The sequence below is a fragment of the Providencia xihuensis genome (assembly GCF_041953405.1).
Taxonomy (GTDB): Bacteria; Pseudomonadota; Gammaproteobacteria; order Enterobacterales; family Enterobacteriaceae; genus Providencia; species Providencia vermicola.
Genome location: NZ_CP169565.1, coordinates 3,301,925 through 3,327,647, shown reverse-complemented (window position 1 = coordinate 3,327,647; position 25,723 = coordinate 3,301,925). Strand labels below are relative to the sequence as shown.

Genomic DNA, 25,723 nt, shown 5'->3' with positions numbered 1-25,723 from the left:
TATCTTGTAGGCTGGTGGGTACAGTATCACTGAAGAGGCTTTTTTATGTTAGAACTCATTAAAAGTTTAGGTTTTGCTCTGATGATGGTTCCAGTTGTGATGTTTTTAATCATGGGCTTGATTTATGGCTTAGGCGCATTCTTTAACTTACTGTCTAAAGCTCATGTTCCGCATCATAACACTGAGAATAAGTAACCCTTAGCGATTACCGCTCGTACTGATCATAGACCCCCTGATTGCGAATGCAATCAGGGGGTTTTTCATGTTGAAGAGAAATCTCTTAATGATAGGTATTTATTATCGTAGTAATTTGAAAATAACTGTCGACGGCGGTGAAGGTTAAATTGTTCTTGTTCTTCTTCTGTTCTCATCAAAAAATTATTGTGAAACTTTTGTAGTGTAGCGACAGGGTCGTTTTGATTATTATCTACAAATTGTTTAATAGCTTCGATAACAAAAAGCCCACAACCGTTTGGGACATGCTTTTGAAGATTTCCTTCAATAAATACGACGTCAGGATTGTTTACTCCCATTAATTCAGCAGAATTGATGAGTTGATTACGAACATCCAAGCTGAGGGGATGGAAGGAGTTAAAGACCAAAGCTTTCATTTCGTCGGTTGATGAATCTTTATAAATCATCAACAAAATCCAATGCTCATGTGTGTTTACGGGGATTAATTCATATTGATTAAATGTCTCATTTATTATTTTTTCTGCGATGATGTCGTTCAATTGATTTGTATTGCTTTGTTGTGGATTGGGAGCATAAAGGCCTAGAGCATGGTTGATAGTGATGTCTTCTGATAAGACATTAATTCCCTTAATTGCGGAGTCGATTTCATCCGATTGTGTCATCCGGTTATGACTCCATGGGTTTAATTCCTCTAACGGTTTAGAGAAGGTTTCTTCAGGTAAACACGCTTTAAGCAAATTCACAGTGTCTCGCTTAGATGCCTGATTTTCTATTGTTGAACCAATGATATACAGTAACTTAGATGGTTTAATGAAAGCGTCTTTATGATGTGTTGATTGATATAAGACTTTACTCGTTTCTTGTATTTCTTTATCGATACCTTGCTTTCCAGATCGTTTCCCGCTAAATAAATCAAACAGGATATTCTCTGCTTTTCTTCCCTCTATATCTTGTCGAAGAGCGATATTGTGTAGTAAATCAATGCTATTCAAGTTTCCATCACTCGCAGAACTAGCCAAAAACTCTAAGGTTTCAGGGACAATTTCTTTTGCAAATAGCCCATGGAATTGCTCAATAGTTAATCCACCCATATAGTGAGTTTGAGATGGAGAAAGGGTTGTCGGTTGAATGGCCATGGTCTCTCCGTTGTTTTTATCTACTTGCAAATATTTGACGAAAAATTCACATGTGTACGATTTGTGCCGATAAAGTTACAAGGGAAATAAGTTGTAAACTATACAAAAACGATTTTTTCAAAAACTAAAAATGGTGGGGACTGATTTATTATTTATGGATAACATGCAGTAAAGTTGCATCATTTCTTGAGCCAGCACACTTTTATACGTAGTTTAACTTTAAGTTATCGCTGTGTCCTGATATATATAGCGTGTTAACTAATACTATGGTGGATTAAAATGAAAAAAGGTTTGGTATCTCTTCTTGCTAGTGCAACATTAACGTTAACAATGGCAAGCAACAGCTTTGCCGCTGATAAAATTACCGTTTTCGCTGCTGCTTCTTTAACTAACGCGCTGAATGAAATTTCAGAACAATACAAAAAAGAATCCAATGTAGAAGTGGTGGCATCTTATGCATCGTCTTCCACATTAGCCCGTCAAATTGAACAAGGCGCACCTGCTAATCTGTTTATTTCTGCTGACCAACAGTGGATGGATTACGCTATCGATAAAAAATTAATGGTCGAAAATACACGCTACACCTTATTAGGTAATGAGCTAGTATTAATCGCACCAAAAGATTCAAAAATAGATAAAGTCGAAATTAACAAACAAACAGATTGGAAAAAACTGTTAGATGGTGGCCGATTAGCAGTTGGTGACCCTGACCACGTGCCAGTCGGTATCTATGCGAAAGAAGCATTAGGTAACTTAGGGGCATGGGAAACCGTTGATCCATTATTAGCACGTACCAATAACGTGCGTAGTGGTATGGCACTGGTTGAACGCCAAGAAGCACCTTTAGGTATTGTGTACGGCTCTGATGCGGTTGCAAGCCAAAAAGTAAAAGTGGTGGGTATTTTCCCTGCAGATTCACATAAACCTGTTGAATACCCAATGGCTATCGTTAAAGATCAAGACAATAAAGCGACTCGTGACTACTACGAATACCTGAAAACCCCAGCGGCTTCTGAAGTGTTCAAACGTTACGGTTTTGATCCACGTACTAAATAAAAACTAAGAGAGTGTTTCGTTGCAGATGTTAAGTCCTTATGAATGGGAAGCAATTTACCTGAGCCTCAAAGTATCCAGTGTCGCTGTGATCCTCAGCTTACCCCTCGGTATTTTAACGGCTTGGGTATTGGTTCGCTGTAATTTCCCGGGTAAAACACTGCTCGATAGTATTATCCATCTACCACTGGTGCTGCCACCCGTGGTAGTGGGCTATTTATTATTGATCAGCATGGGAAAACGCGGTTTTATTGGTGAATGGCTGTATAACTGGTTTGGTTTTAGCTTCACGTTTAGTTGGCGAGGTGCAGCACTTGCATCTGCGGTGGTGGCTTTCCCCTTAATGGTGCGGGCTATTCGCTTGGCTCTCGAAGCGGTAGACCGTAAACTCGAACAGGCCGCGAGAACACTAGGGGCAACGCCTTTACGTGTCTTTTTTACGATCACGATCCCTCTTTCTTTACCGGGTATTATCGTGGGTACTGTGCTGGCTTTCGCTCGTTCTCTGGGTGAATTTGGTGCCACTATTACTTTCGTGTCTAATATACCAGGTGAAACCCAAACGATTCCCCTTGCTATGTATACCCTGATTGAAACACCTGGTGCGGAAGTTGATGCTGCCCGTTTGTGTATTATTGCCATCGTTTTAGCTTTGATTTCATTATTAATTTCAGAATGGCTAACCCGTTGGGGTAAAAAACGTTTGGGGGTAGCGTAAGATGTTAGAACTCGATTTTTTCCAAAAGTTAGGGGATTTGCAATTAGAAGTGAATACCCAGCTACCCACTGAAAGTATTACTGCCGTTTTTGGATTATCGGGGGCAGGCAAGACCTCTTTAATTAACGTGATTGGTGGGCTAACGAAGCCCAACAAAGGGCGCATAGTGTTAAATGGCCGTACCTTAGTGGATATCGAAAAGAAAATTTGTTTGCCGCCTGAACAACGCCATATTGGCTATGTGTTCCAAGATGCTCGGTTATTTCCGCATTATCGTGTCAAAAATAATTTGCGTTATGGCATGGCCTCAACAATGAAATCACGTTTTGATGACATTGTTGAGTTATTGGGTATTGAACAACTCCTTAATCGCTATCCGATAACCTTGTCGGGTGGGGAAAAACAGCGTGTTGCTATTGGTCGTGCATTGTTAACGGCCCCTGAAATTTTATTGATGGACGAGCCGCTGGCTTCTTTAGACTTACCGCGTAAACGTGAGTTATTGCCTTATTTAGAAAAACTGTCTCAGGACGTTAAAATTCCCATTCTGTATGTAAGCCATAGTTTAGATGAAATCCTGCGCTTGGCGGATAAAGTGATTGTGATGGCAGACGGGAAAGTTAAAGCGTTTGGGCCACTTGAAGAAGTATGGGCGAGCAGTGCGTTGCGTCCTTGGCTACAAAAAGAAACATTAAGTAGTGTCATCAGTGCGACAGTGCATAGCCAGCATCCAGATTACGATATGACAGCAGTGGTTGTCGGTGGTCAAAAGTTATGGATCCCGCGGGTTGATAGCCATCAAGGTGCAGAATTACGTATTCGTGTCGATGCTTCTGATGTTTCATTGGTGCTAGAAAAACCGTCAATTAGCAGTATTCGTAATATTCTTTCTGCAGAAGTGGTTGAATGGATTGAAGATGGCGAGCAAATTGATGTGAAACTGGATTTAGGCGATGAGCACTATTTGTGGGCTCGTATTACGCGCTGGGCTCGTGATGAGCTGTCAATTCGTAAAGGCCGCAAGGTGTACGCGCAAGTTAAGGCTGTGTCGTTGTCACGTCATTTATAATCTTAAATCATGTGGTTAACAGAAAGCCACATACAACAGTATGTGGCCAAAATGGTGGTATTTATTCGTTATCTGTGCTGACTGAAAGTGATACATTCATAATCAAAAGGAGGGCTTAAATCCAATCGCATTCGCAGACTCTTCATGATCAAACGGCATGGCTGGGTTTTTCTTTGTCATTATATTGTTAATCAAACTGTTAGGGAAAACCTCTATGGCTGTATTGAAGGTTGCCACATTACTGTTGTATATACGAATTGCAGCCCCTACGTTGTCTTCTTGTTCTGAGATTTCATTCGCCAAATCACGATAAAGTTGAATTGACTTTAAATCAGGGTAATTTTCTACGGCGACATTAAAATGACTTACCGCATTTTTAAAATCGTGCTGAAAATCCTTTAATGTGTCAGGTGTTACATCATTAGCTGAACGGTTTAATTTCGCGGCTGCGGTACGCATTTGAGTTAAACTATTGAGCAATGATGATTCATATTCTTTATGGTCTTTTACCAAACCTTCAATTTTAGGAATAATTTGTGTTTTTTGACGCTCTTGAGTGATCACATCAGCCCAAGATTGGCGAAGCCGATTGTGTTTTTGAATAATACTGTTGTGGATGAGGATCGTTGCGAGTATAGCAATAGCGATGATGACTATAAAAATTAAAAATCCACTCATGGATGATTTCCTTATTTTAAAAATTATTATTAGTATATTTTATGATATTTTGGTGTAGCGTCATTAGTTTCTCTAGTTTCGGTAACTTATTTTTTTCACTAATTTCATCAGAAAATTCAGAAATACTTTCCAGATTATAATGATATTTTCCACTAATAACATCGTCATCAGAGAAACTAATACACATTACACCCTGTTGGTTTATTTCAATATTGAGCTTTTTAAATGTATTTCGTGCATTCAGTAATAATTCAACGATAGTTGGTTTTAACCATTTAGATAATTCTAACTCATTCATCGCACCAAGTTTGAAATATTTAGAGAATTCGATTGATGAAGCTTTATATTTTGTTGCATGGGGTACGATACCGCTTGAGATAACTGCTATATTTTTAAAATATGAGTAGTCGGTCATGATCCCATAACGGTAATAATGGTCATAACGGGTTTTCTTCGTTGTTGTCGTGTTACCTTTGCTGTCGGTTGTCGTTTCTTCGGTCTCAACTTCATCAACAAATTCAAATTTATAAAAACTGAATGCTGGTACTGTGTCTGAAAGTGTGGGGTATTCATACATTATTTGCCGTGAATAGTTGCCTCGGTTAAATTCGACAAAATTTTCAAGGTTATTATGCGCTATACCTGAATTAAGTGGCTGAGGATGAATCCCATAATCTAATAACGCAATACCAGTGTAGATTTTGTGACTGATTTTCTTCATTCTGGATCTTCTAAATAGGCATACAGACAAGGACATCAGAGTTATGGCAGCACTGGCAACTAGGATATAGGAATGGTATTCCCCCCACGTTTTATCATAGTCGGAATAATAGGTGATATATAGCACCCAGAGAAAAACACTAAAGCTCAAAGAAGCAAGGGTATACAAAATACCATTTTTATACTTGAGTGGTTGGCCAAATTTCTGTACTAACTTTAGTGCCTTATTGAAATCATCGTGATTTATTGCATTGTTGGCGATGTATTCAATTTCTTTAATGATTTTTCTGACAGAAGAATTATGTTTTAGCATTTTTAAATTATTATATTTATGAGTCCTAAAATCATTATCTAAAAAAAAGAGGCATTAATATACAAATATAAAAAGATTGAAAATAATGGAGATTGAGGAATATAAGTAAAAACAATAAAGATATGGGTTAAAATACTTCTCTTTTCCCAGAGGCGATAAAGATGCAGAATAAAATAGTATTATTTATTATTTTTAAGCTTTTGTTGTTTTCTTCTTGATGATTAATTTTCAGAAATGACCTAAAAAATAAAAAGAGAGCATTGCTCTCTCTTTTTATACAAAAACGTTTAAATATTATAAAACGTATTTGCGGATCACTTCAGCGATACCAGGTTCGGTATTTTCGCGAGTGACCAGTTTGGCTTGCTGCTTGATTTCATCGACAGCGTTGCCCATTGCGACGCCAAGGCCTGCGGTGGTAAGCATGCTTAAGTCATTGAAATTATCACCAAAAGCGACAACATTTTCCATTGTCATACCTTGGGATTCAACCCACTCTTTTAAACGTTGGCCTTTACTATTTCCTTTACGACCCACATCCACCTGATCCATCCAAGACCATTCACAATCTAAGCCAAAATCATTTTCGATTTCGTTGACGACTTGGTGTAACTGCTCTTTATTTTGTGAGCTAACCGCAAATTTCCAAATAGAATCATAGTTATGCATCACATCCGCATAGTCTTCAACAAACTCAATGGTTGGACGTTGTGCGGCGGGTAATGAATCAGCCCAATTTAATGTGCGCGTAATACCTTCAGTTTTTGCGTTATATAACATCGCGTTATCCACATACATTAAATGTTGGATATCGGTTCCGCGTAACTTATCAATCATTTGAGTGACTGAATCGAGGGTCATTGGATTTGATTTGAGAACTTTTTTCCCGAGATAGTCATAAAGGTAAGTACCGTTACAGCAAATAGCAGGAGTATCCAGATCAAGCGCTTGGTAAAAAGGGTGAATGGCGACATGGTGACGGCCTGTCACGATGATCACTTTGACGCCTTGGCGGCGGGCTTCTTGTAGGACAGCTAACGATTCAGGCAGGATCTTCTTTTGATGATCAAGCAGTGTTCCATCGAGATCGAGCGCAATAACGCGGTATGACATAAACGGCTCCACGTGATTTTAGAAGTGACCTATAGGCGAGCTATAGGAATGAGGTCATTTTATCATCATAGCTGATAATAGTAACGAACTGAACCGTTTTAGTTTAACGATGTTGGTTTAAGGTAATAGCGGCATTGGCGTTAATTACTCACAGTAATTTAAAAAATATAAGGTATAGTGACCTAATACATTTAGGTTATCGATGCGGCTTAGCATTTTTGTCATGAATTAAGGAGTTCAGATGGAACAGGTTGTTTATATTGCAAGTCCCGAAAGTCAGCAAATTCATGTGTGGTCAATGAATGAAGTGGGGGAGTTGACGCTTCTGCAAACTGTGAAAACACCAGGACAGGTGCAACCAATGGTGCTAAGCCATGATAAAAAGCACCTGTATATTGGTGTGCGCCCAAATTTTCGCGTCGTAACCTATGAGATTGAAACGAAAGGCACGTTACGCTTAAAAGCAGAAACATCAGTACCAGGTACACCTGTACACTTATCCCTTGATAATACAGGTAAATACTTGTTTGTGCCTTCCTATCATCAACACAATTTATCTGTGTTATCGATGAATCAAGATGGTGTACCGAGTCAAGTGATCCAAGTGATTGAAGGCTTGCGTAACCCTCATTCATCTCATGTCGATGCAGATAATCAGCAACTTTGGGTGCCTTGTTTAGGGGAAGATCATATCCGCTTGTTTGATCTGAATGAGAAAGGGTATTTAACGGAAGCAACAGCTGACCAAATAACAACCGCGCCAAATTCAGGCCCTCGCCATTTGGCATTCCATCCAACGGAGAAAGTCATTTACTGTGTAAATGAACTGGATTCAACCATTGGTGTTTACCGTAAGTTCACCCGTTATCGTACAATGCAAACATTGGCAAACTATCCTGCAGGCAATGAAAGCCAACGTTGGGCTGCCGATATTCATGTGACGCCAAATGGTCGCCATTTATATGTCAGTGAGCGTTCAGAAAGCTACATTAGCCACTATATTATTTCTGATGATGGCTGCGAACTCACGTTAGAGGCGCGTTACCCAACCGAGGTACACCCAAGGGGCTTTAATATCGATGCAACTGGGCGTTTTTTAATCTCCAGCGGGCAAAAATCCGACCATATTTCAGTGTCAGAGATTGACGGGATTACTGGAAAGTTAACAGAGGTGGGGCGTTATTCTGTAGGTAAAGGCCCTATGTGGGTACTGTCTTTCATCCTTTAATCTCCGTCATACTTCGAGTTATAGCTGTGTTGGCTTCACGCGGGTACCCTAGTCACATACTTATGTATACTCCTAGGGATACCCTTGTTTGCCGCCTTGCTATAACTCAAATTATTTAGGAGATTATCTGTTTAAAAATCTGTTTAAAAATCTGTTTAAAAATCTGTTTAAAAACAAAGTATTAAGTTTATTTTATTGATTGCCCTAAGACTTTGGCCATGGTATCGGTGACCTTAGTGAGTTGCTTAGGGGTGATGATATACGGTGGCATAATATAAATTAATTTGCCAAATGGGCGTACCCATACGCCATTTTCCACAAACACTTTTTGTAAAGCGGCGGTATTTACAGGCTGCTTCATTTCAATCACGCCAATAGCGCCAAGTACACGCACATCTGCAACAGCAGAGTGTGAGGCTAAGGGCAGCAGTTCGGTTTTGAGTTGTTGTTCAATATTGGCAATCGTTTGTTGCCAAGGGCTATTAAGCAACAGAGTTAGACTTGCATCGGCGACGGCACAGGCTAGGGGGTTACCCATAAAGGTCGGGCCATGCATAAAACAACCCGCTTCACCGTTGCTAATCGTTTCTGCGACGTGGCGTGTTGTGAGCGTCGCTGAAAGCGTCATATAACCGCCTGTTAATGCTTTACCTAAGCACATAATATCTGGTGATATATTGGCGTGATGACAGGCAAACAGTTTTCCTGTACGCCCAAAACCTGTAGCGATTTCATCTGCAATGAGCAAGATCCCATATTCATTACATAACTGGCGCACACCTTTCAAATACTCAGGGTGATAGATACGCATTCCACCCGCGCCTTGTACGATCGGCTCTAAGATGATCGCTGCAATTTCACGATGATTTTTAGTTAATTCACTAATTAAAGGCTCAAGATCACTTGGCTCCCATTCATCATAAAAACCACATTGTGGGGCATCCACAAAGATATGCGGTGGCAAATAGCCTTTATACAGACCATGCATGGAGTTATCTGGGTCACAGACCGCCATCGCACCAAAGGTATCCCCATGATATCCATGGCGTAATGTTAAAATTCGTTGACGTTTTTCACCTCTAGCTTGCCAATATTGCAGCGCCATTTTCAGCGCGACTTCGACGGCAACAGATCCTGAATCGGCCAAAAAAATACACTCCAAAGGCTCAGGAGTCATGGCGACTAACTGCCTGCATAAATTCACTGCGGGTGGGTGGGTTATTCCGCCGAACATCACATGAGACATCTGATTTAATTGGCTTATGACTGCTTGGTTGAGTTCAGGATGGTTATAGCCATGAATCGCTGACCACCACGAGGCCATACCGTCAATCAATTTTTTTCCATCTGCCATTTCGAGCTCAACCCCGTGTGCTGCAACGATTGGATAGGCTGGGATAGGGTGACTCATTGAGGTATAAGGGTGCCAAATGTGTTGGCTATCAAAAGCAATATCGTGACTATTCATCATTACCCATTGTAAACTTTTTTAGATCATTTTAGTTGACATGATAACCACAATATTTAAACTGGCAACAATTTTTTCAACTGGAGTGTCTCCATGAATACATTAAAACAGTGGACAATAAAACAAGCTAATGAACTGTTTTCAATGCCTTTTTTTGAGTTGTTATTTCAGGCGCAACAAACACATCGCCAACATTTTGACCCACAGCAAGTACAAGTCAGTACCTTGTTGTCTATTAAAACAGGCGCATGTCCCGAAGATTGCAAATATTGTGCGCAGAGCGCTCGCTATAAAACAGGTTTAGAAACAGAACGTTTGATGGAAGTTCAGCAAGTGCTTGAATCAGCAAAAAAAGCTAAGCAGGCCGGGTCTACGCGTTTTTGTATGGGGGCCGCGTGGCGCAATCCAAAAGAGCGTGATATGCCTTATCTTGAAATGATGGTGAAAGAGGTGAAATCCCTAGGGATGGAAACCTGCATGACTTTAGGGATGATTGATAACTCCCAAGCCCAGCGCCTCGCTGAGGCGGGTTTAGACTATTACAATCATAACCTTGATACATCCCCTGAATATTACGGCAATATTATCACGACGAGAACATACCAAGACCGTTTGGATACTTTGGGCAATGTTCGAAATGCAGGGATAAAAGTGTGCTCAGGCGGTATTTTAGGCTTAGGTGAAAAAGTTAGCGACCGTGCCGCTTTGCTGGTGCAATTAGCCAATTTACCAAAACCACCAGAAAGCGTACCAATTAATATGCTAATGAAAGTGGAAGGCACGCCAATGGCAGACAATGAAGATGTCGATGCCTTTGATTTTATTCGTACTATTGCAGTGGCTCGTATCATGATGCCGACGTCATATGTACGTTTATCGGCAGGTCGCGAGTATATGAATGAGCAAACTCAAGCGCTCTGTTTTATGGCTGGGGCAAACTCAGTTTTCTATGGCTGTAAGTTACTCACCACACCTAATCCAGATGAAAACAAAGATTTAGCACTGTTTAGGAAACTGGATATTAACCCAGAGCGTATTGATACGGATGAAGGGGATAACCAGCAAGCTGCGAAATTGGCAGAAACATTGTTAACCGCTGATAACGCAAAGTTTTATAATGCAGCAGTATGATGAGCTGGCAAACTTTCCTACAAGACCAGATCGAACAGCGCAAACGTGCCTCGATCTGGCGTCAACGTCAATGTATTGAAAGATCTGATGGTAGAGAGCTATACCAAAATGGCGAAAAATACCTAAATTTTTCGTCTAATGACTATTTAGGGTTATCTCACCATCCTGAGATTATTGCTGCATGGCAACGTGGTGCAGATATCTATGGAATTGGGAGTGGCGGTTCAGGGCATATTACTGGGTATACCCAAGCGCATGTTGCACTTGAAAGTGAACTGGCACAGTGGTTGGGTTACTCAAAAGCACTGTTGTTTATTTCCGGTTTTGCAGCAAACCATGCGGTGATTACGGCGTTAATGACAGCAAATGACCGCATATTAGCCGATAAACTCAGCCATGCATCTATTATAGAAGCCTCAATACATTCAGGGGCTCAATTAAGACGCTTTTACCATAACAATACATCCTCTCTTGAAAATTTAATTAATAAGCCAGCTTCAGGGAAAACCCTTGTGATTAGCGAGGGGGTTTTTAGTATGGATGGGGATAGCGCCCCACTGAATACCTTGCAGGATATTGCAAAAAAACACAGTGCGTGGCTAATGGTTGATGATGCTCATGGTATTGGTGTTTGCGGCTTTCAAGGGAGAGGGAGTTGTTCGGCTTATGGCATTAAACCTGAAATTTTGGTGGTGACATTTGGTAAAGCGTTTGGTTTAAGCGGAGCTGCCGTGCTTTGTGATGACCAAACCGCGGATTTCTTGGTTCAATCAGCACGCCATTTAATTTACAGCACGTCTATGCCACCCGCGCAGGCGGTTGCATTATTAGAAGCGGTTAAACAGATTAAGTTGGCAGATAAACTGCGTGAAACTCTTCAGCAGAATATTGAATACTTAAGGAAAAATGCCAACTTTAAACAAATGAAATTTGCTGACTCAACCACAGCCATCCAACCTTTAATCATTGGTGATAATGAGACATGCCAACGTGCTGCAGCATTTTTACGCCAAAAAGGGATTTGGGTTCAAGGGATCCGCCCACCAACAGTTCCGCCAGGCAGTGCAAGGTTGAGGATCACGTTGAGTGCAGTACATCAACAAAACGATCTTGATAAATTATTGGAGGCTTTAGATGACTTCGATCATTTGTCATGACAAACAAAAAATTGCGGCGGCATTTGGCCGAGCAGCGACAAGATACGATGCTATCGCTAACTATCAGCAGACAGCAGGAGAGCAACTGCTCAATAAATTGAAATCGACCCTCGTTGCAGCGCAGGTTAACATGCCTTTACGGGTATTAGATGCGGGTTGTGGTACGGGTTTTTTTAGTCAAAAGCTGAAACATCAAGGCCATACAGTCACTGCACTGGACTTATCTTCTGGCATGTTAGATGTCGCCAAAAGTAAGAATGCAGCAGATGAATATTTGTGTGCTGATATAGAGTCGATCCCGACTCATTCAGCGCAGTTTGATGTGATTTTTTCCAATTTATCCATTCAATGGTGTGAAAACTTACATGGTGCATTGAGTGAGCTATACAGAGTGACAAAGCGTGGTGGTGTGATTGTTTTTACGACGCTCGCAGAGCATTCGCTTAATGAATTATCCAAAGCTTGGCAGCTGCTTGATGAATATTCTCATGTGAACACCTTTTTGAGCCCACAAGCTATCACCTCGAGCTGCCAAACATGGCGCCATGAGCTGTCTTTTCAAAAAGATACGCTGTATTTCCCTGATTTAATTAGTCTATTGAATTCACTTAAAGGGATTGGAGCGACCTATTTGACCGAGGGACGCCAAACAGGGCTAATGACTCGTAAGCGCCTTCAGCAGTTAGCTTTAGCTTATCCGATGGCTTATCAAGGGCTACCGTTAACTTATCAAACCGTATTTGGAGTCATCTATCGTGACTAAAACTTATTTTGTAACAGGAACGGACACTGAAGTTGGAAAAACCGTGGCAAGTTGCGCTTTATTGCAAGCCGCTAATGCTCAAAAGTTTAACACTGTCGGTTATAAACCTGTTGCCTCAGGGAGTGAACAAACACCAGAAGGGCTGCGCAATAACGATGCTTTATTATTACAAGCGAATAGCCGAGTGAAATTGCCGTATTCATCAGTCAACCCCATTGTTTTTGAAGCCCCTACTTCACCGCATATCATCAGTGAAAAAGTGGGAGAGCCTATTGATTTTTCGGTTATTAATCAAGGGTTGTTAGAGGTTCAGAAAAAAGGGGATTGGGTGTTGGTTGAAGGGGCTGGCGGGTGGTATACCCCATTATCCACTGAAAAAACCTACGCAGATTGGGTTATTGAACAGCAACTTCCTGTTATTTTAGTGGTGGGCGTGAAATTGGGTTGCATTAATCACGCATTATTAACGTTAGAGGCGATTAATACCGCTGGTTTATCTGTGGTCGGCTGGATTGCCAATGAAATTGAACCCGCAGGTATTTATCAAGCTGAATATCTTGCAACACTCAAACGCATGATTAACTCACCTTGTTTAGGGATCTTACCTTATCAGCCCCAACTTAATGAATCCACGTTAGGTCAATATTTGGATCTTACGTTATTGTGAAATAAATAAAGGGCTTAACATTATTGTTTTAGGCCCATTTCCCCTCTAATAAATGATCAATTGTTAAATGCTTTGTTGATCTTGTTTAACGTTCTTAACCTATTTTTTGTCAAGTTTTACCGTAGAAATAGTCTGATGATCGAACTAAAACAGATAAAATCTCTTTTTTTAAACGGATACTACGTAAAAATTTTTTCATATAACTGCCATCGTTTTGTCATTTATTCAATGTTTAACAAATTTTACTCATGACGAGAAAGCATGAGCCCTAAGGGCTTCAAGAGTTATCCACCATTTCTGTGGATAACCTTGTGTATTAACATTATAAAACAACTTCTATGCTAGGCGGCAAGCGGCTTTGCCTTTATTTGATGTGATTCTGGACTTTGAGATAATTTTATTTAAATACAATAGGTTAAATAAAATCAAGACTTCAATCTATATTTGCGATAGGGCGATAAAAACCAATAGCATAAAATATAACGTTTTCCAAAGGTCAAGCATTATTTTGGGGATAACATTTTTATAAACTCATTGGAACGTCGGATAGAGAAAATATTAAATTCAGGACTTGAAGCTGTTTTTTTATCCAGTATTATAGAAAAAGAGACACGTTATGAGGCGGTAATATGAGTAAGGATTTTAAGCTGTATTCTGATTTTCAGCCAGCGGGGGACCAACCTGAAGCAATTCGTCAATTACGCGAAGGGCTGCAAGATGGCTTAGCGCATCAAACGTTATTGGGAGTAACAGGGTCAGGGAAAACCTTTACGATAGCTAATGTTATCGCAAAAGAAAATCGCCCAACCATGTTGATGGCTCATAACAAGACCCTTGCGGCACAACTTTACAGCGAAATGAAAGCTTTCTTCCCAGATAACGCAGTAGAGTACTTTGTTTCTTACTATGATTATTACCAGCCTGAAGCCTATGTGCCTAGCTCTGATACATTTATTGAAAAAGATGCCTCTGTAAACGAACACATTGAGCAAATGCGCTTATCTGCGACTAAGGCCTTACTTGAACGTCGTGATGTCATTGTGGTGGCTTCTGTGTCAGCTATATATGGGTTAGGCGACCCTGATAGCTACTTAAAAATGATGCTGCACCTCACCGATGGCATGATCATTGACCAACGCTCTATTTTAAGGCGTTTAGCTGACCTGCAATACAGTCGCAACGACCAAGCTTTTACCCGTGGTACTTTTCGCGTTCGCGGGGAAGTGATTGATATTTTTCCTGCAGAATCTGACGAATACGCGTTACGTGTCGAGCTGTTTGATGATGAAGTTGAACGTCTATCTCTCTTTGATCCACTGACGGGGCAAATTCAACACCGTGTGCCTCGCTTTACGGTTTACCCAAAAACACATTACGTCACACCAAGAGAACGTATTTTGGAAGCGATGGAGCATATCAAAGAAGAGCTGGTGGATAGGCGAAAAGTGTTGTTAGAAAACCACAAACTGGTGGAAGAACAGCGTATTACTCAGCGTACTCAGTTTGATTTAGAAATGATGAATGAACTGGGTTACTGCTCAGGGATTGAAAACTATTCACGCTATTTATCGGGTCGTGCTCCAGGTGAACCACCTCCGACATTGTTTGATTATTTACCTGCGGATGGCCTACTGGTGGTGGATGAATCTCACGTGACCATTCCTCAAATTGGGGCGATGTACAAAGGTGACCGTTCCCGTAAAGAGACCTTAGTTGAATATGGTTTCCGTTTGCCTTCGGCATTGGATAACCGACCAATGCGTTTTGAAGAGTTTGAAGCTTTAGCACCGCAATCTATCTACGTATCTGCAACTCCTGGCAAATATGAGCTAGAAAAATCAGGCAATGAAGTTATTGAGCAAGTGGTTAGGCCGACAGGCTTACTGGATCCGATTATTGAAGTGCGCCCTGTGAGCACGCAAGTAGATGATTTGTTATCTGAAATCCGTATTCGTGTGCAGAAAAATGAGCGTGTATTAGTCACCACGTTGACCAAACGAATGGCGGAAGATTTAACAGAATATCTGGAAGAACATGGGGAGCGTGTTCGTTACCTTCACTCAGACATTGATACGGTTGAACGGGTAGAAATTATTCGTGACTTACGATTGGGTGAGTTTGATGTGCTTGTTGGTATCAACTTATTAAGGGAAGGCCTCGACATGCCAGAGGTGTCTTTAGTGGCTATTTTAGATGCAGACAAAGAAGGTTTTCTGCGTTCAGAACGTTCTTTGATCCAGACAATAGGCCGTGCAGCACGTAACTTAAACGGTAAAGCGATCCTTTACGGCGACCGAATCACCAATTCGATGGAAAAAGCGATAGCAGAAACCGAACGCCGCCGTGCAAAACAAATGGCATTCAATGAAGAACATGGCATCGTACCGCAAGGGTTAAACAAGAAAATTGGCGATATCCTGCAGATAGGTCATAAAGTTGGCGGGAAAGGCAAAGGGCGCTCAAAAGATAATGCCAAGAGTGAGACATCAATTGATATACAAGGTATGTCGACGAAAGAGTTGGAACGACGTATTTCGCAACTTGAGGCACAAATGTATAAGCACGCACAGGACTTGGAGTTTGAAGCGGCAGCGCGAGTGCGTGATGAGTTGCAAGAGATACGGTCTCAGTTTATCGCCAATTCCTAATCTTCTTTATCTTCTTCATACTTCGCGTTGTGGGGGTGTTGGCTGCGCTCAATCACTCAGGTCACATACTTATGTATGCTCCCCGAGATGCTCTCACTTGCCGCCTACCCACAACGCAAATTATTTTGAAGATAAATTGTCATTTTATTTCATTATGTAGGGGAGTAGGGGCAATCACTCGGGTCACATACTTATGTATGCTCCTTGGGATACTTTCATTTGCCACCTAGCCACAACGCGAATTTTCTACATACTTCACGTTGTGGGGGTGTTGGCTGCGCTCAATCACTCGGGTCACATACTTATGTATGCTCCTTGGGATACTTTCATTTGCCACCTAGCCACAACGCGAATTATTTTGAAGATAAATTTTCATTATGTTGGGGAGTAGGGGCAATCACTCGGGTCACATACTTATGTATGCTCCCCGAGATGCTTTCACTTGCAAAAATTGGCTTGAGTAGCATTCCACCTCTGGGAGCCAAAGGTGGGATAAATTAGGAAATTACAATAGCGGGACGGTTTCTTCGATGGCTTGTAGGAGCAGCTTTCTATCGTGGCGATAAGGGATATCATCCGCTTCGAGGACGCGCTGGATAATCTTACGGTCACTGCTAATATCACTGGTTTGTGTGCGTGGCCCAAGGATCAACGCATCAATCTTTTTGCAGCCAATATAGTTTTCCATCATCTGCAATTTCTCAGGTAAAGTCAGATTAGCGGCTGAAGAGCCCACTTCCTTACCTAAATTACCAATATAAATCATTGGGGATTTGCATTCACGCAAGGCAGTGGCAATCTCGTCCAGTAGTAATAATGGCATTAAACTGGTGAAGAAACTACCAGGACCAATGATAATCAAATCCGCTTGGTGAATAGCTTCTAACGCTTCACGTGTGGCCTTAACGCGAGGGTATAGGCGTAACTCTTTCGGAATTTCGCGCAGGGCATCCACATTGACCTCGCCATAGACCTCATTACCCATCTCATCAATCGCCATCAAATCAACAGGGGATTCTGACATTGGAATGAGTTGCGCATCCACTTTGAGCATATTGCGAATTAAATTAATGGCCTCGAGTGGCCTAACACTCAGGTGATCTAATGATTTTAGCATTAGGTTACCTAAGTTGTGGCCAGAGAGTTCTCCATTACCGCCGAAACGGTATTCAAACATTGCTGAAGCAATTGATGGTTCAGTGATTAACTGATTCAAACAGTTCCGCATATCGCCCCAAGCAATCCCGCCTTCGGAACGACGAATTCGACCTGTAGACCCGCCATTATCTGTGGTGGTCACAATTCCAGTTAGGCGAGGACCTAAAGAGGAAAGGGAAGACATTACGCGACCTAGCCCATGCCCGCCGCCAAGGGCAACAACATGTTTCAGGCTCGCCAGACTACTATTTGGCATAGTGTTCCTATATCAATCAGTCAATATTCGGCAAATAAACAGTCACTACTTAGTGCTTTTTATCTGTGGTTTGCAGTGTTTACAGAGCCGAACGTATCAAAAATGAAATCTAAAATAAATTGGGCGTTAATCTACCATAAAACATCATTGTTCGCTGAGTTACTGTGATAAAAAACAATAAAAGGCAATATTCCAGATTTACCTTAACCTCTTAGCAAAAAACACCTGAATGTTTCCATTTTGAATATTTACCTATATAGTGTAAATAATTCTCATTTTCATTGTTTGTGTTATGGCTCAATATGTCTGATTCTGAGTTGCAACGCTTGTTTGCACGCCATTCTTCCTCATTATGTCGCTACCTCAACATGTACCTTAAAGACCATAGTTTGAGTATGGATATTGTGCAGGAAAGTTTTGTACGGATGGCTGAACTGATGAAGCACTCAACGATTCAAGATTTTGACGCTTATCTTTATCGGATTGCGAAAAACCTGATGATTGATCACTTTAGGGAACAAAAAGCACGCCCTTCAATGGTTATCAGTGATGAGCAATGGCAAGAAATACCTGCACAAGTAAAAAGCCTTGAAGCAACAGCAATAAGAGAGCAGCAACTTAGCCAGATACAAGCCATTATTCAAACATTGCCCAAGAGAACACAGGCTATTTTTCGTTTGCACCGAGAAGAGGGATTGACTCAAACCGAAGTGGCTCAATTGTTGAATATTTCGCTCAGTACTGTTGAAAAGCATTTAGCCAATGCATTGGCTGTTCTGATTCATCAATGGAAGGATTAATCATGAAATCAACAACATCTCCATCTGAAATCGAAAACACAGCGGCGATGTGGGTCGTCAAGACCACTCAAAGAGAGCTGAATGCACAAGAAAATAGCGAGTTTCAGCATTGGGTGAATGCATCGAAAGAGCATGCCAATGCTTATTATCGTGCAAGGCAAATTTGGGCGTTAACTTCCTATAATCAACAGCCTAGAAAAACAGAGAAACCAATTAAAGCCACAAAAAGTTTTGTGAAAATTTCCGTTGCAGCCAGTATTTTAGTGTGTGGTTTGGTGACTTTGATTTGGTGGGGTGAAAATCAAGAACAGATTGATTACCAAGCCAGAATTGGTGAAGTTCAACATATCATATTGCCCGATGGCAGCCAAGTCGACCTCGATAGTGGTGCACAATTACAGCTAGCTTTTGACGGGCAATATCGACAAGTCAATTTGCTCCAAGGACGCGCCTATTTCTCTGTTGCACCTATCACTGGTAGTGAACTGCGTCCTTTCCAAGTTAAGGCGAGAAATGGTGTAACTCAAGCGCTGGGAACAGAGTTTGCCATTGATAATGAAGGGGATAATGTTGGTGTAAGTGTCTATCAGCACAGCGTTAAAATATCGCTATTATCAGGACAAGAATTGACGGTAAAAGCAGGCAGCTTTACGCAATACCAGCAGCAAATTTTACCCACAATACCACTTGCCAAACAGGCGTCAGAAGGGTGGCGTGAAGGCCAGATTATTTTTCAACAGCAAACGCTTTCTGAGATTACCGCTGAAATTAATCGTTACCATAAAAAGCGAATTATTATTTTAGCTAGCGACAGTAAGGAGAAACTAAGCGGCGTATTGCAAATTAACACACTAGAAAGTGGACTTAAGTACCTTGTGTCATCAAAAGGACTCACGATTTATGAAGTACCATTTTTCACATTAATCTACTGATAGATAAAGAAATTATTATTTTTCACAAGTATTTAAATTATTTTTACGGGTTTCTTTCATTTCTACGTCTTAATCTAAGTGATTATGATTTTTATTACCATTATCATTTTAGGGATGGGAAATGACTCAAAAAAAGCACCAATATAAAACAGCCACACTCTGTGTTTACCTTGTATTAGGAGCACTACCTGCATATTCATTATTTAACATTGCTCATGCCAGTCAATCAATAACTGCAACCCAACAGAAAATTTCATTTTCGATTGGAGCAGGATCGCTTGAGAACGTATTGTTGCAATTTGCCCAACAGGCAAAAGTTGAAATCATTATTAATAGCCAAGAAATGAACGGCTTAAAAAGCCAAGGCATCAAAGGGCAGTTAACCTTGCAAGAAGGATTGCAGCAACTTGTTGGCGAAAATCCAGTTCAGGTCCAAATACACAATAATCGTATTTCTATTCATCGGGTAATTAATTCCTCCACAAGTGAAAACGTCATTAAGTTAGATAATATTACGGTGACAGCAAGCCAAATACAGCAAGGAGATTGGGTCTACAGTAGTCCCTCATCGGTGAGTGTGATTAGTAAAAAACAAATTGAAGACAGGCCACCGAAGCATATTGCTGACGTACTAGAGCTTACCACCGGCGTGTATTCCAGTGTCAGCCAGCAAGACCCGTCGCTATCAGTGAATATTCGTGGGATCCAAGATTATGGGCGTGTGAACATGAATATTGATGGAATGCGGCAAAACTTCCAAAAAAGCGGCCATGGGCAGCGTAACGGCTCAATGTATATTGATTCTGAGTTGCTATCTGGCGTTGAAATTCAAAAAGGAAACAATAGTGGTATGGGGAGTGGGGGAACGCTTGGCGGAGTTGCCACATTTAATACGGTAAATGCATCTGATTTTTTATCGAAAGATAAGACATTTGGTGGAAAATTACATGCCAGTACAGGGACGAATAATACTCATTTTATCGGTAGTAGCGCATTTGCCTTGGGAAATGAAAAGGGGGATTTACTGTTTGCTGCCAGTGAACGCCGCTTAGGTGACTATAAACCAGGGACGCACGGGAGTATTGGCGACATTCGCATCAACAATGATGCAGGGCATTATGACGAATTAGTGCGTGGTTTAAAACATACCCGAATTAACGATAGCAATTACCAGATGACCTCATATTTGGCGAAAGCAGGTTGGAATCTCAGTGAGTCACAACGCTTACAATTCAATTATTTAGAAACCAAAGTGGCGACACCTAATGCAGGTACATTAACTAATTTGGCGCAAACGTGGCCATATAAACTTGGATGGAAAAGCAGTGGGTTTAGTGATGTGACAACCCAGAACTATTCCCTTGATTATACGCAGTTTAGTGGCAGTCCATGGAGTACAGAATTTAAAGGGAAAGTGTATTTTGTTGATACGAAAGATGACACTGAAACTTATTCAACGAGCCAAATTTTTAATAATGGCTATCAGATGGATACTCGGGTTAAAACATTCGGGGTGCAACTCGAAAATCATTCAGAGATTGAATTTAATCATAATAATTTATTAAAAGCGCATTATGGTTTTGAAACTTTCCAAGATAAAGCTAGCAGCACCTCAACACGAGAAGCCGCATCAGGCGTAACACCAGATGGAAAACGTACATTGAGCTCATTGTTTACTAATTTAACTTACGAATATGACGATTGGTTAACATTGGAAGGGGGAATGCGTTACGACTACTATACCCTCAAAGGGCAAACCAGCATGCGTTATGCCATCTTCCCTTATACAAAGGAAAATCCATGCACAGGTAGACGGTTACGTGATTGCCCAAGCACGCTGTATACAGAACATTGGAATGTTGATAAATCGGAAGGTGCGTTTTCACCTAATGCTCGTCTGGCTATTCGCCCAGATGTCGAGTGGATGGAGTTCTTTACCAGTTATGGTCGTTCTTGGCGTCCACCTGCGATTACCGAAACACTCACCACAGGCAGCGCTCACAGTTCTTCAACACAGTTTCCTAACCCGTTTTTAAAAGCAGAACGCTCAAATGCGTGGGAAATCGGGGTGAATCTGAATTACCCCCAACTGATGCTTGAAGAGGATCGATTATTGGCTAAAGTGGCTTATTTTGACACGCGGGTTGATAACTATATCAACCTTGCGATTAACCGAACTAAGCCGGGATTGGTTAACCCAAGTATGGGGAATGCTGCGTACAGCAATAACTTAAATACGACACGTTTTAGAGGGTTTGAATACCAACTCAACTATGATGCAGGGTTTGTTTATGCAGATTTAACCTTCACTCATATGATTGGTAAAAACACATTCTGTGCTAACCGTGCGTGGTTAGGTGGCGTCTTGAAATTCCCAGAAGGTATTGGCCCTGGTAATTGGTATGCAGAGCCCGATGAGCAAGCAGACAATTATGTTAACTGCGATAGCGGCTCCATCTTTGGTAGTGCAGCAAATCTGCCAGGTGATAGAGGTTCATTCACACTCGGTGGACGTGCTTTTGATAGAAAACTGGATGGCGGAATGGTTATCCGTTTCACACCAGGTTTCCAAGACTATTCTGCACAAACCAATTACCCTTATTTAGCGGACTGGCCGAAATATACCCTCGTCGATTTATACGCAAGTTATTCAATTACGGATAATTTAATTATTCGCGGTAACGTGGAGAACTTAACCAATCGGGCCTATGTGGTGAGCTACGGGGAGAGCTTAGCGAATACATTAGGTCGTGGAAGGACGATATCTGGCGGGGTTGAGTTCCGTTTCTAAATACGTTCAATTACTTGGGGCATATGTTTTCATTTTTGATTGGGATAATGCTTAGCAAAGTATTGAGTGAAAAATACGAAGCGATTGGTAACGATATTTATAACGGAAACAATGAGATGGGGAGCTTGCTCCCCATTTTAGATCTACATCAAGAAATGTTTAATTAAATAATAAGAGATGTTAATCATTTAAAGTGAAATTGTATCTTTGGCTAGGCTCTTTTTAAGAAAATTGTCTATGATAATAAGAACTTCGGAGATTATCGCTAATGTTCTGTAAGTCGTTGTATATTATATTATATATCGAATTCAGGTTCGCTTTTTCATATTCTATACGCTAGAATCCTTACAGAAATTAAGTGAACAGAGTGGTTTGTTTTCGTTATTAAATTAGCGGCTTTGTTCCAAATAAAACTCCTAGCCTTTGCGTCTAAGTTTGTTTTCACAAATATGATGCTCTGGCCGTGGCCATAGAGTCACCAGGGTGCAAGATAGAAATGTCTGCATCTCCCGTATTTGGAAAGGTGTGATTATGCAGCAACTCGTCGATCAATTTGACCGAAAATTTTACTATCTTCGGCTTTCTATAACAGATGTTTGCAACTTTCGTTGCACATACTGCCTGCCTAATGGTTATCAACCAAGTGGCCGCCATGAATTCCTCACTCTGGATGAAATTCGCCGTGTTAGCAGCGCATTCGCTGAATTAGGCACAGAAAAAGTGCGTATCACAGGCGGTGAACCTACCATGCGCAAAGATTTCAGTGAAATTATTGCCACCATTCATGAAAATGCAGCGATTAAAAAAATCGCAGTTACCACCAATGGTTATCGCATGGCGAGAGACGTTCAATCGTGGAAAGATGCAGGCCTGAATGCAATTAATGTCAGTGTGGATAGCTTAGACCCACGCCAGTTTGCAGCAATCACTGGGCAAGACAAATTCTTCCAAGTGATGAAAGGGATTGATGCTGCCTTTGAGGCTGGCTTTGAAAAAGTGAAAGTCAACGCTGTGTTGATGAAAAATATCAACGACATTGGTCTGAAGTCATTCTTAAATTGGATTAAGCACCGCCCAATTCAACTGCGTTTTATTGAGTTAATGGAAACAGGGGATGGCAGTGATATTTTCCAACGTTTTCATGTTTCTGGCGAAACGATTCGCGACCGTTTAATTGAAGAAGGTTGGTATCGCCTTCCTCGTTCTCGCAATGACGGCCCTGCTCAGGTCTTTAGTCACCCAGATTACCAGGGTGAAATAGGCCTTATCATGCCGTATGAAAAAGACTTTTGTCAAAGCTGCAATCGCCTTCGTGTATCTTCTTTAGGTAATCTCCATTTGTGCCTGTTTGGTGAAAATGGCATTCCTCTACGTGATTTGTTAGGGGATGATAACCAAAATGAAGCGCTAAAAGCGCGGATACAGCGTGGTTTGCATCACAAACGCGAAACGCATTTTCTACATATGGGTGATAGCGGTATTACCCCTAATTTGTCCGTTATTGGCGGTTAATTCTTTTAAGATTTTCAGGAGAAACTATGTCCCAACTGACTCACCTCAATGCGTCGGGCGAGGCGCATATGGTTGATGTTTCAGCTAAAGCTGAAACTGTCCGTGAAGCTCGTGCAGAAGCTTATGTCACCATGAACCCCGAAACCTTAGCCATGATTGTTGATGGCAGTCACCATAAAGGGGATGTGTTTGCAACGGCACGTATTGCGGGCATCCAAGCCGCTAAAAATACATGGCAGTTAATTCCATTATGTCACCCTCTGTTGTTAACTAAAGTGGAGGTTGTTCTTGAAGCAGAACAAGCACATAGCCGTGTTCGCATCGAAACATGCTGCCGTCTAACGGGTAAAACTGGTGTGGAGATGGAAGCACTGACTGCAGCCTCGGTGGCGGCATTGACCATTTACGATATGTGCAAAGCGGTACAAAAAGACATGGTCATCGGCCCTGTTCGTTTGTTAGAAAAAACAGGCGGTAAATCTGGACATTTTAAGGTGGAATGATGATTACAGTATTATTTTTTGCACAAGTTCGCGAATTAGTGGGAACAGATAGACTTGAAATAACGGAAAAATATCAAACAGTTGAGTCTCTACGTCTTGCTTTGTCGCAAAAAGGTGATCGCTGGGCTTTGGCGTTAGAAAGCGGAAAATTACTGGCAGCAGTTAATCAATCATTTGTTTCCCTCGAACATTCACTGGTGGAAGGGGATGAAGTCGCCTTTTTCCCACCAGTAACAGGGGGATAATGATGGAAAATACCCATATTGCCGTCCAAACACACAACTTCAGTGTTGGTGAACAATATCAATGGCTTGCAGAGTGTGATAGCGATGGAGCCGTCGTGACTTTTACAGGTAAAGTTCGGAATCATAACCTTGGTGATACTGTTGCGGCCTTAACGCTTGAGCATTATCCAGGTATGACAGAAAAAGCCTTAGCAAACATTGTAGTAGAAGCAAGAGAACGTTGGCCTTTGCAGCGTGTGAGTGTGATTCATCGCATTGGTACTTTGCAGCTAGGTGAGGAAATTGTGTTTGTTGGGGTGACAAGTGCGCATCGCAACGCAGCATTTCAAGCCGCTGAGTTTATTATGGATTACTTAAAAACCAAAGCACCATTTTGGAAAAAAGAGACGTTGCCAGATAACGAACGCTGGGTTGAAGCGAAAGAAAGTGACGAAACGTCCGCAAGCCGCTGGTAATCGCACTTTTTCCTCCGAAAAATACGAATTTGCTGAATGGTAATGTCATAATAATGTGTTAGACTTTGGTTAATTTTCTCCGATTGCAGTATTTTTACTGTGTCGATTTTTATTTTAGCAAAAGGGTAACCATCATGGGTCAGTTTGATCAACGTAATGATTCTCTTGTCCAGAGGGCCGAAACTGGCGTTCAGGCATTTATGTCGCAAGTCTATGGTTGGATGACCGTCGGTTTGCTGTTGACAGCATTTGTAGCTTGGTATTCAGTCAGCAGTGGCTTGTATTACACCATTGCGACTAACAAAATTTTATTCTTCGGAATGATCATTGCTGAACTGGGTTTAGTGATGGGTATTTCCTTCTTACTGCAAAGAATTAGCGGAATGATGGCGACGGGCATGTTTATGCTCTATTCATTGTTAACGGGCTTAACTATTTCTGTCATTCTTGCCGCGTATACTGGTGAATCTGTCGCAGGTACCTTTGTTATCACTGCGGTCATGTTTGGTGCATTAAGCTTCTATGGCTACACCACTAAGCGTAGCTTAACAGGAATGGGTAACTTCCTGTTTATGGCGCTGATTGGTATCGTTGTGGCTTCCTTAGTTAACATCTGGCTACAAAGCTCAATGATGTACTGGGTGATCACTTACGGTGGTGTGTTACTGTTTGCTGCGTTAACGGCTTATGACACTCAAAAGCTGAAAGAAATGGGTGCTCAAATTAATGAAGATGACAGAGAAACAATGCGTAAATACTCCATTATGGGGGCGCTGTCTCTGTACTTAGACTTCATCAACTTGTTCCTAATGTTACTGCGTATCTTCGGTGACCGTCGCTAACAGCGAGTGAAACATTCATCACTAGAATGTTTTAGTGAATAAAATTCAAAACCCTTGTTACTTCGGTAGCAAGGGTTTTTTCATAGTAATCGTACTAAAAAATATAATTTTCTTATTATTTGAATGCCAAGCCTGAGTTTAATTAGGCAGCCAAATCGACAGATATTCATCA

24 protein-coding genes and 1 riboswitch are annotated in these 25,723 nt (G+C 41.3%); of the genes, 18 read left to right on the top strand and 6 right to left on the bottom strand.

All coding sequences use genetic code 11. The features are described 5' to 3' along the window. Window positions 1–45 precede the first annotated feature (45 nt). Complete coding sequence (locus ACE2AL_RS14955) at window positions 46–195, top strand: AcrZ family multidrug efflux pump-associated protein (protein ID WP_206085321.1); 150 nt, start codon at window positions 46–48, stop codon at window positions 193–195. Between the two features lie 65 nt (window positions 196–260). Here ACE2AL_RS14955 and ACE2AL_RS14950 read toward each other — a convergent pair whose 3' ends face one another. Further along, on the bottom strand, window positions 261–1,331 hold the full coding sequence (locus ACE2AL_RS14950; RefSeq protein ID WP_375083649.1) for an ElaD/SseL family deubiquitinase: 1,071 nt from the start codon (window positions 1,329–1,331) through the stop codon (window positions 261–263). A gap of 273 nt (window positions 1,332–1,604) precedes the next feature. On the opposite strand from ACE2AL_RS14950, the gene modA reads away from it, so the two are divergent. Genes modA through modC form a run of 3 tightly spaced genes read left to right on the top strand, consistent with a single transcriptional unit; the run spans window position 1,605 to window position 4,171 of the window. Then, entirely contained in the window at window positions 1,605–2,387 is a 783-nt protein-coding gene (modA, locus tag ACE2AL_RS14945) for a molybdate ABC transporter substrate-binding protein (RefSeq protein ID WP_272538842.1), read from the top strand. A 25-nt stretch (window positions 2,388–2,412) separates the two neighbouring features. Further along, window positions 2,413–3,102 carry a molybdate ABC transporter permease subunit gene (gene modB, locus ACE2AL_RS14940; protein ID WP_206085323.1) on the top strand — a complete coding sequence of 230 codons (690 nt, stop codon included), beginning with the start codon at window positions 2,413–2,415 and terminating at the stop codon, window positions 3,100–3,102. A 1-nt stretch (window position 3,103) separates the two neighbouring features. After that, on the top strand, window positions 3,104–4,171 hold the full coding sequence (gene modC / locus ACE2AL_RS14935; RefSeq protein WP_206085324.1) for a molybdenum ABC transporter ATP-binding protein ModC: 1,068 nt from the start codon (window positions 3,104–3,106) through the stop codon (window positions 4,169–4,171). A 102-nt stretch (window positions 4,172–4,273) separates the two neighbouring features. Here modC and ACE2AL_RS14930 read toward each other — a convergent pair whose 3' ends face one another. The 3 genes from ACE2AL_RS14930 to ACE2AL_RS14920 form a co-directional block, all read right to left on the bottom strand. Continuing rightward, on the bottom strand, window positions 4,274–4,849 hold the full coding sequence (locus ACE2AL_RS14930; protein ID WP_349422631.1) for a LemA family protein: 576 nt from the start codon (window positions 4,847–4,849) through the stop codon (window positions 4,274–4,276). A gap of 16 nt (window positions 4,850–4,865) precedes the next feature. Next, window positions 4,866–5,882, bottom strand: coding sequence for a hypothetical protein (locus tag ACE2AL_RS14925; RefSeq protein WP_375083648.1), 1,017 nt, complete (start codon window positions 5,880–5,882; stop codon window positions 4,866–4,868). 294 nt (window positions 5,883–6,176) lie between these two features. Further along, window positions 6,177–6,995, bottom strand: coding sequence for a pyridoxal phosphatase (locus ACE2AL_RS14920; RefSeq protein ID WP_206085327.1), 819 nt, complete (start codon window positions 6,993–6,995; stop codon window positions 6,177–6,179). A gap of 241 nt (window positions 6,996–7,236) precedes the next feature. On the opposite strand from ACE2AL_RS14920, the gene pgl reads away from it, so the two are divergent. Then, window positions 7,237–8,223, top strand: a complete 987-nt coding sequence (gene pgl, locus ACE2AL_RS14915; RefSeq protein WP_206085328.1) for a 6-phosphogluconolactonase — start codon at window positions 7,237–7,239, stop codon at window positions 8,221–8,223. 187 nt (window positions 8,224–8,410) lie between these two features. Here pgl and bioA read toward each other — a convergent pair whose 3' ends face one another. After that, window positions 8,411–9,691: an adenosylmethionine--8-amino-7-oxononanoate transaminase gene (bioA, locus tag ACE2AL_RS14910; protein WP_375084317.1), complete on the bottom strand. Its 1,281-nt coding sequence runs from the start codon at window positions 9,689–9,691 to the stop codon at window positions 8,411–8,413. A gap of 93 nt (window positions 9,692–9,784) precedes the next feature. On the opposite strand from bioA, the gene bioB reads away from it, so the two are divergent. From bioB to uvrB, 5 genes are all read left to right on the top strand, one after another. After that, entirely contained in the window at window positions 9,785–10,822 is a 1,038-nt protein-coding gene (bioB, locus tag ACE2AL_RS14905) for a biotin synthase BioB (RefSeq protein WP_206085330.1), read from the top strand. Next, window positions 10,822–11,979, top strand: coding sequence for an 8-amino-7-oxononanoate synthase (gene bioF, locus ACE2AL_RS14900; RefSeq protein WP_272680660.1), 1,158 nt, complete (start codon window positions 10,822–10,824; stop codon window positions 11,977–11,979). Before bioB ends, bioF begins: the two co-directional genes overlap by 1 nt. Beyond that, entirely contained in the window at window positions 11,957–12,742 is a 786-nt protein-coding gene (gene bioC, locus ACE2AL_RS14895) for a malonyl-ACP O-methyltransferase BioC (protein WP_375083647.1), read from the top strand. Before bioF ends, bioC begins: the two co-directional genes overlap by 23 nt. Further along, the gene (gene bioD, locus ACE2AL_RS14890; RefSeq protein WP_206085333.1) at window positions 12,735–13,409 is read left to right on the top strand and encodes a dethiobiotin synthase; all 675 of its coding nucleotides are present in this window, start codon (window positions 12,735–12,737) and stop codon (window positions 13,407–13,409) included. The genes bioC and bioD overlap by 8 nt, the downstream gene beginning before the upstream one ends. A gap of 629 nt (window positions 13,410–14,038) precedes the next feature. Next, a complete protein-coding gene (uvrB, locus tag ACE2AL_RS14885; RefSeq protein ID WP_206085334.1) occupies window positions 14,039–16,057 on the top strand; it encodes an excinuclease ABC subunit UvrB in 2,019 nt (672 codons plus the stop codon). A 505-nt stretch (window positions 16,058–16,562) separates the two neighbouring features. Here uvrB and yvcK read toward each other — a convergent pair. Next, window positions 16,563–17,471 carry a uridine diphosphate-N-acetylglucosamine-binding protein YvcK gene (gene yvcK, locus ACE2AL_RS14880; protein WP_206085335.1) on the bottom strand — a complete coding sequence of 303 codons (909 nt, stop codon included), beginning with the start codon at window positions 17,469–17,471 and terminating at the stop codon, window positions 16,563–16,565. Between the two features lie 302 nt (window positions 17,472–17,773). Here yvcK and ACE2AL_RS14875 point away from each other — a divergent pair, with 302 nt between their 5' ends. The 8 genes from ACE2AL_RS14875 to ACE2AL_RS14840 all read left to right on the top strand — a co-directional run bounded on the left by ACE2AL_RS14875 (window position 17,774) and on the right by ACE2AL_RS14840 (window position 25,551). After that, window positions 17,774–18,271, top strand: coding sequence for an RNA polymerase sigma factor (locus tag ACE2AL_RS14875; RefSeq protein WP_206085336.1), 498 nt, complete (start codon window positions 17,774–17,776; stop codon window positions 18,269–18,271). A 2-nt stretch (window positions 18,272–18,273) separates the two neighbouring features. Continuing rightward, entirely contained in the window at window positions 18,274–19,203 is a 930-nt protein-coding gene (locus ACE2AL_RS14870; protein WP_375083646.1) for a FecR domain-containing protein, read from the top strand. Window positions 19,204–19,324: 121 nt separating this feature from the next. Beyond that, window positions 19,325–21,994, top strand: a complete 2,670-nt coding sequence (locus ACE2AL_RS14865) for a TonB-dependent hemoglobin/transferrin/lactoferrin family receptor (protein WP_375083645.1) — start codon at window positions 19,325–19,327, stop codon at window positions 21,992–21,994. A 401-nt stretch (window positions 21,995–22,395) separates the two neighbouring features. Beyond that, window positions 22,396–22,536: riboswitch (molybdenum cofactor riboswitch) on the top strand. Further along, entirely contained in the window at window positions 22,526–23,506 is a 981-nt protein-coding gene (moaA, locus tag ACE2AL_RS14860; protein ID WP_206085340.1) for a GTP 3',8-cyclase MoaA, read from the top strand. It overlaps the preceding riboswitch by 11 nt. A gap of 26 nt (window positions 23,507–23,532) precedes the next feature. Further along, window positions 23,533–24,009 carry a cyclic pyranopterin monophosphate synthase MoaC gene (moaC, locus tag ACE2AL_RS14855; protein WP_206085341.1) on the top strand — a complete coding sequence of 159 codons (477 nt, stop codon included), beginning with the start codon at window positions 23,533–23,535 and terminating at the stop codon, window positions 24,007–24,009. Next, the gene (moaD, locus tag ACE2AL_RS14850; RefSeq protein ID WP_206085342.1) at window positions 24,009–24,254 is read left to right on the top strand and encodes a molybdopterin synthase sulfur carrier subunit; all 246 of its coding nucleotides are present in this window, start codon (window positions 24,009–24,011) and stop codon (window positions 24,252–24,254) included. Before moaC ends, moaD begins: the two co-directional genes overlap by 1 nt. 2 nt (window positions 24,255–24,256) lie before the next feature. Beyond that, window positions 24,257–24,709: a molybdopterin synthase catalytic subunit MoaE gene (gene moaE, locus ACE2AL_RS14845; RefSeq protein WP_206085343.1), complete on the top strand. Its 453-nt coding sequence runs from the start codon at window positions 24,257–24,259 to the stop codon at window positions 24,707–24,709. 134 nt (window positions 24,710–24,843) lie between these two features. Beyond that, window positions 24,844–25,551: a Bax inhibitor-1/YccA family protein gene (locus ACE2AL_RS14840; RefSeq protein WP_206085344.1), complete on the top strand. Its 708-nt coding sequence runs from the start codon at window positions 24,844–24,846 to the stop codon at window positions 25,549–25,551. The last annotated feature ends 172 nt before the right edge of the window (window positions 25,552–25,723 follow it).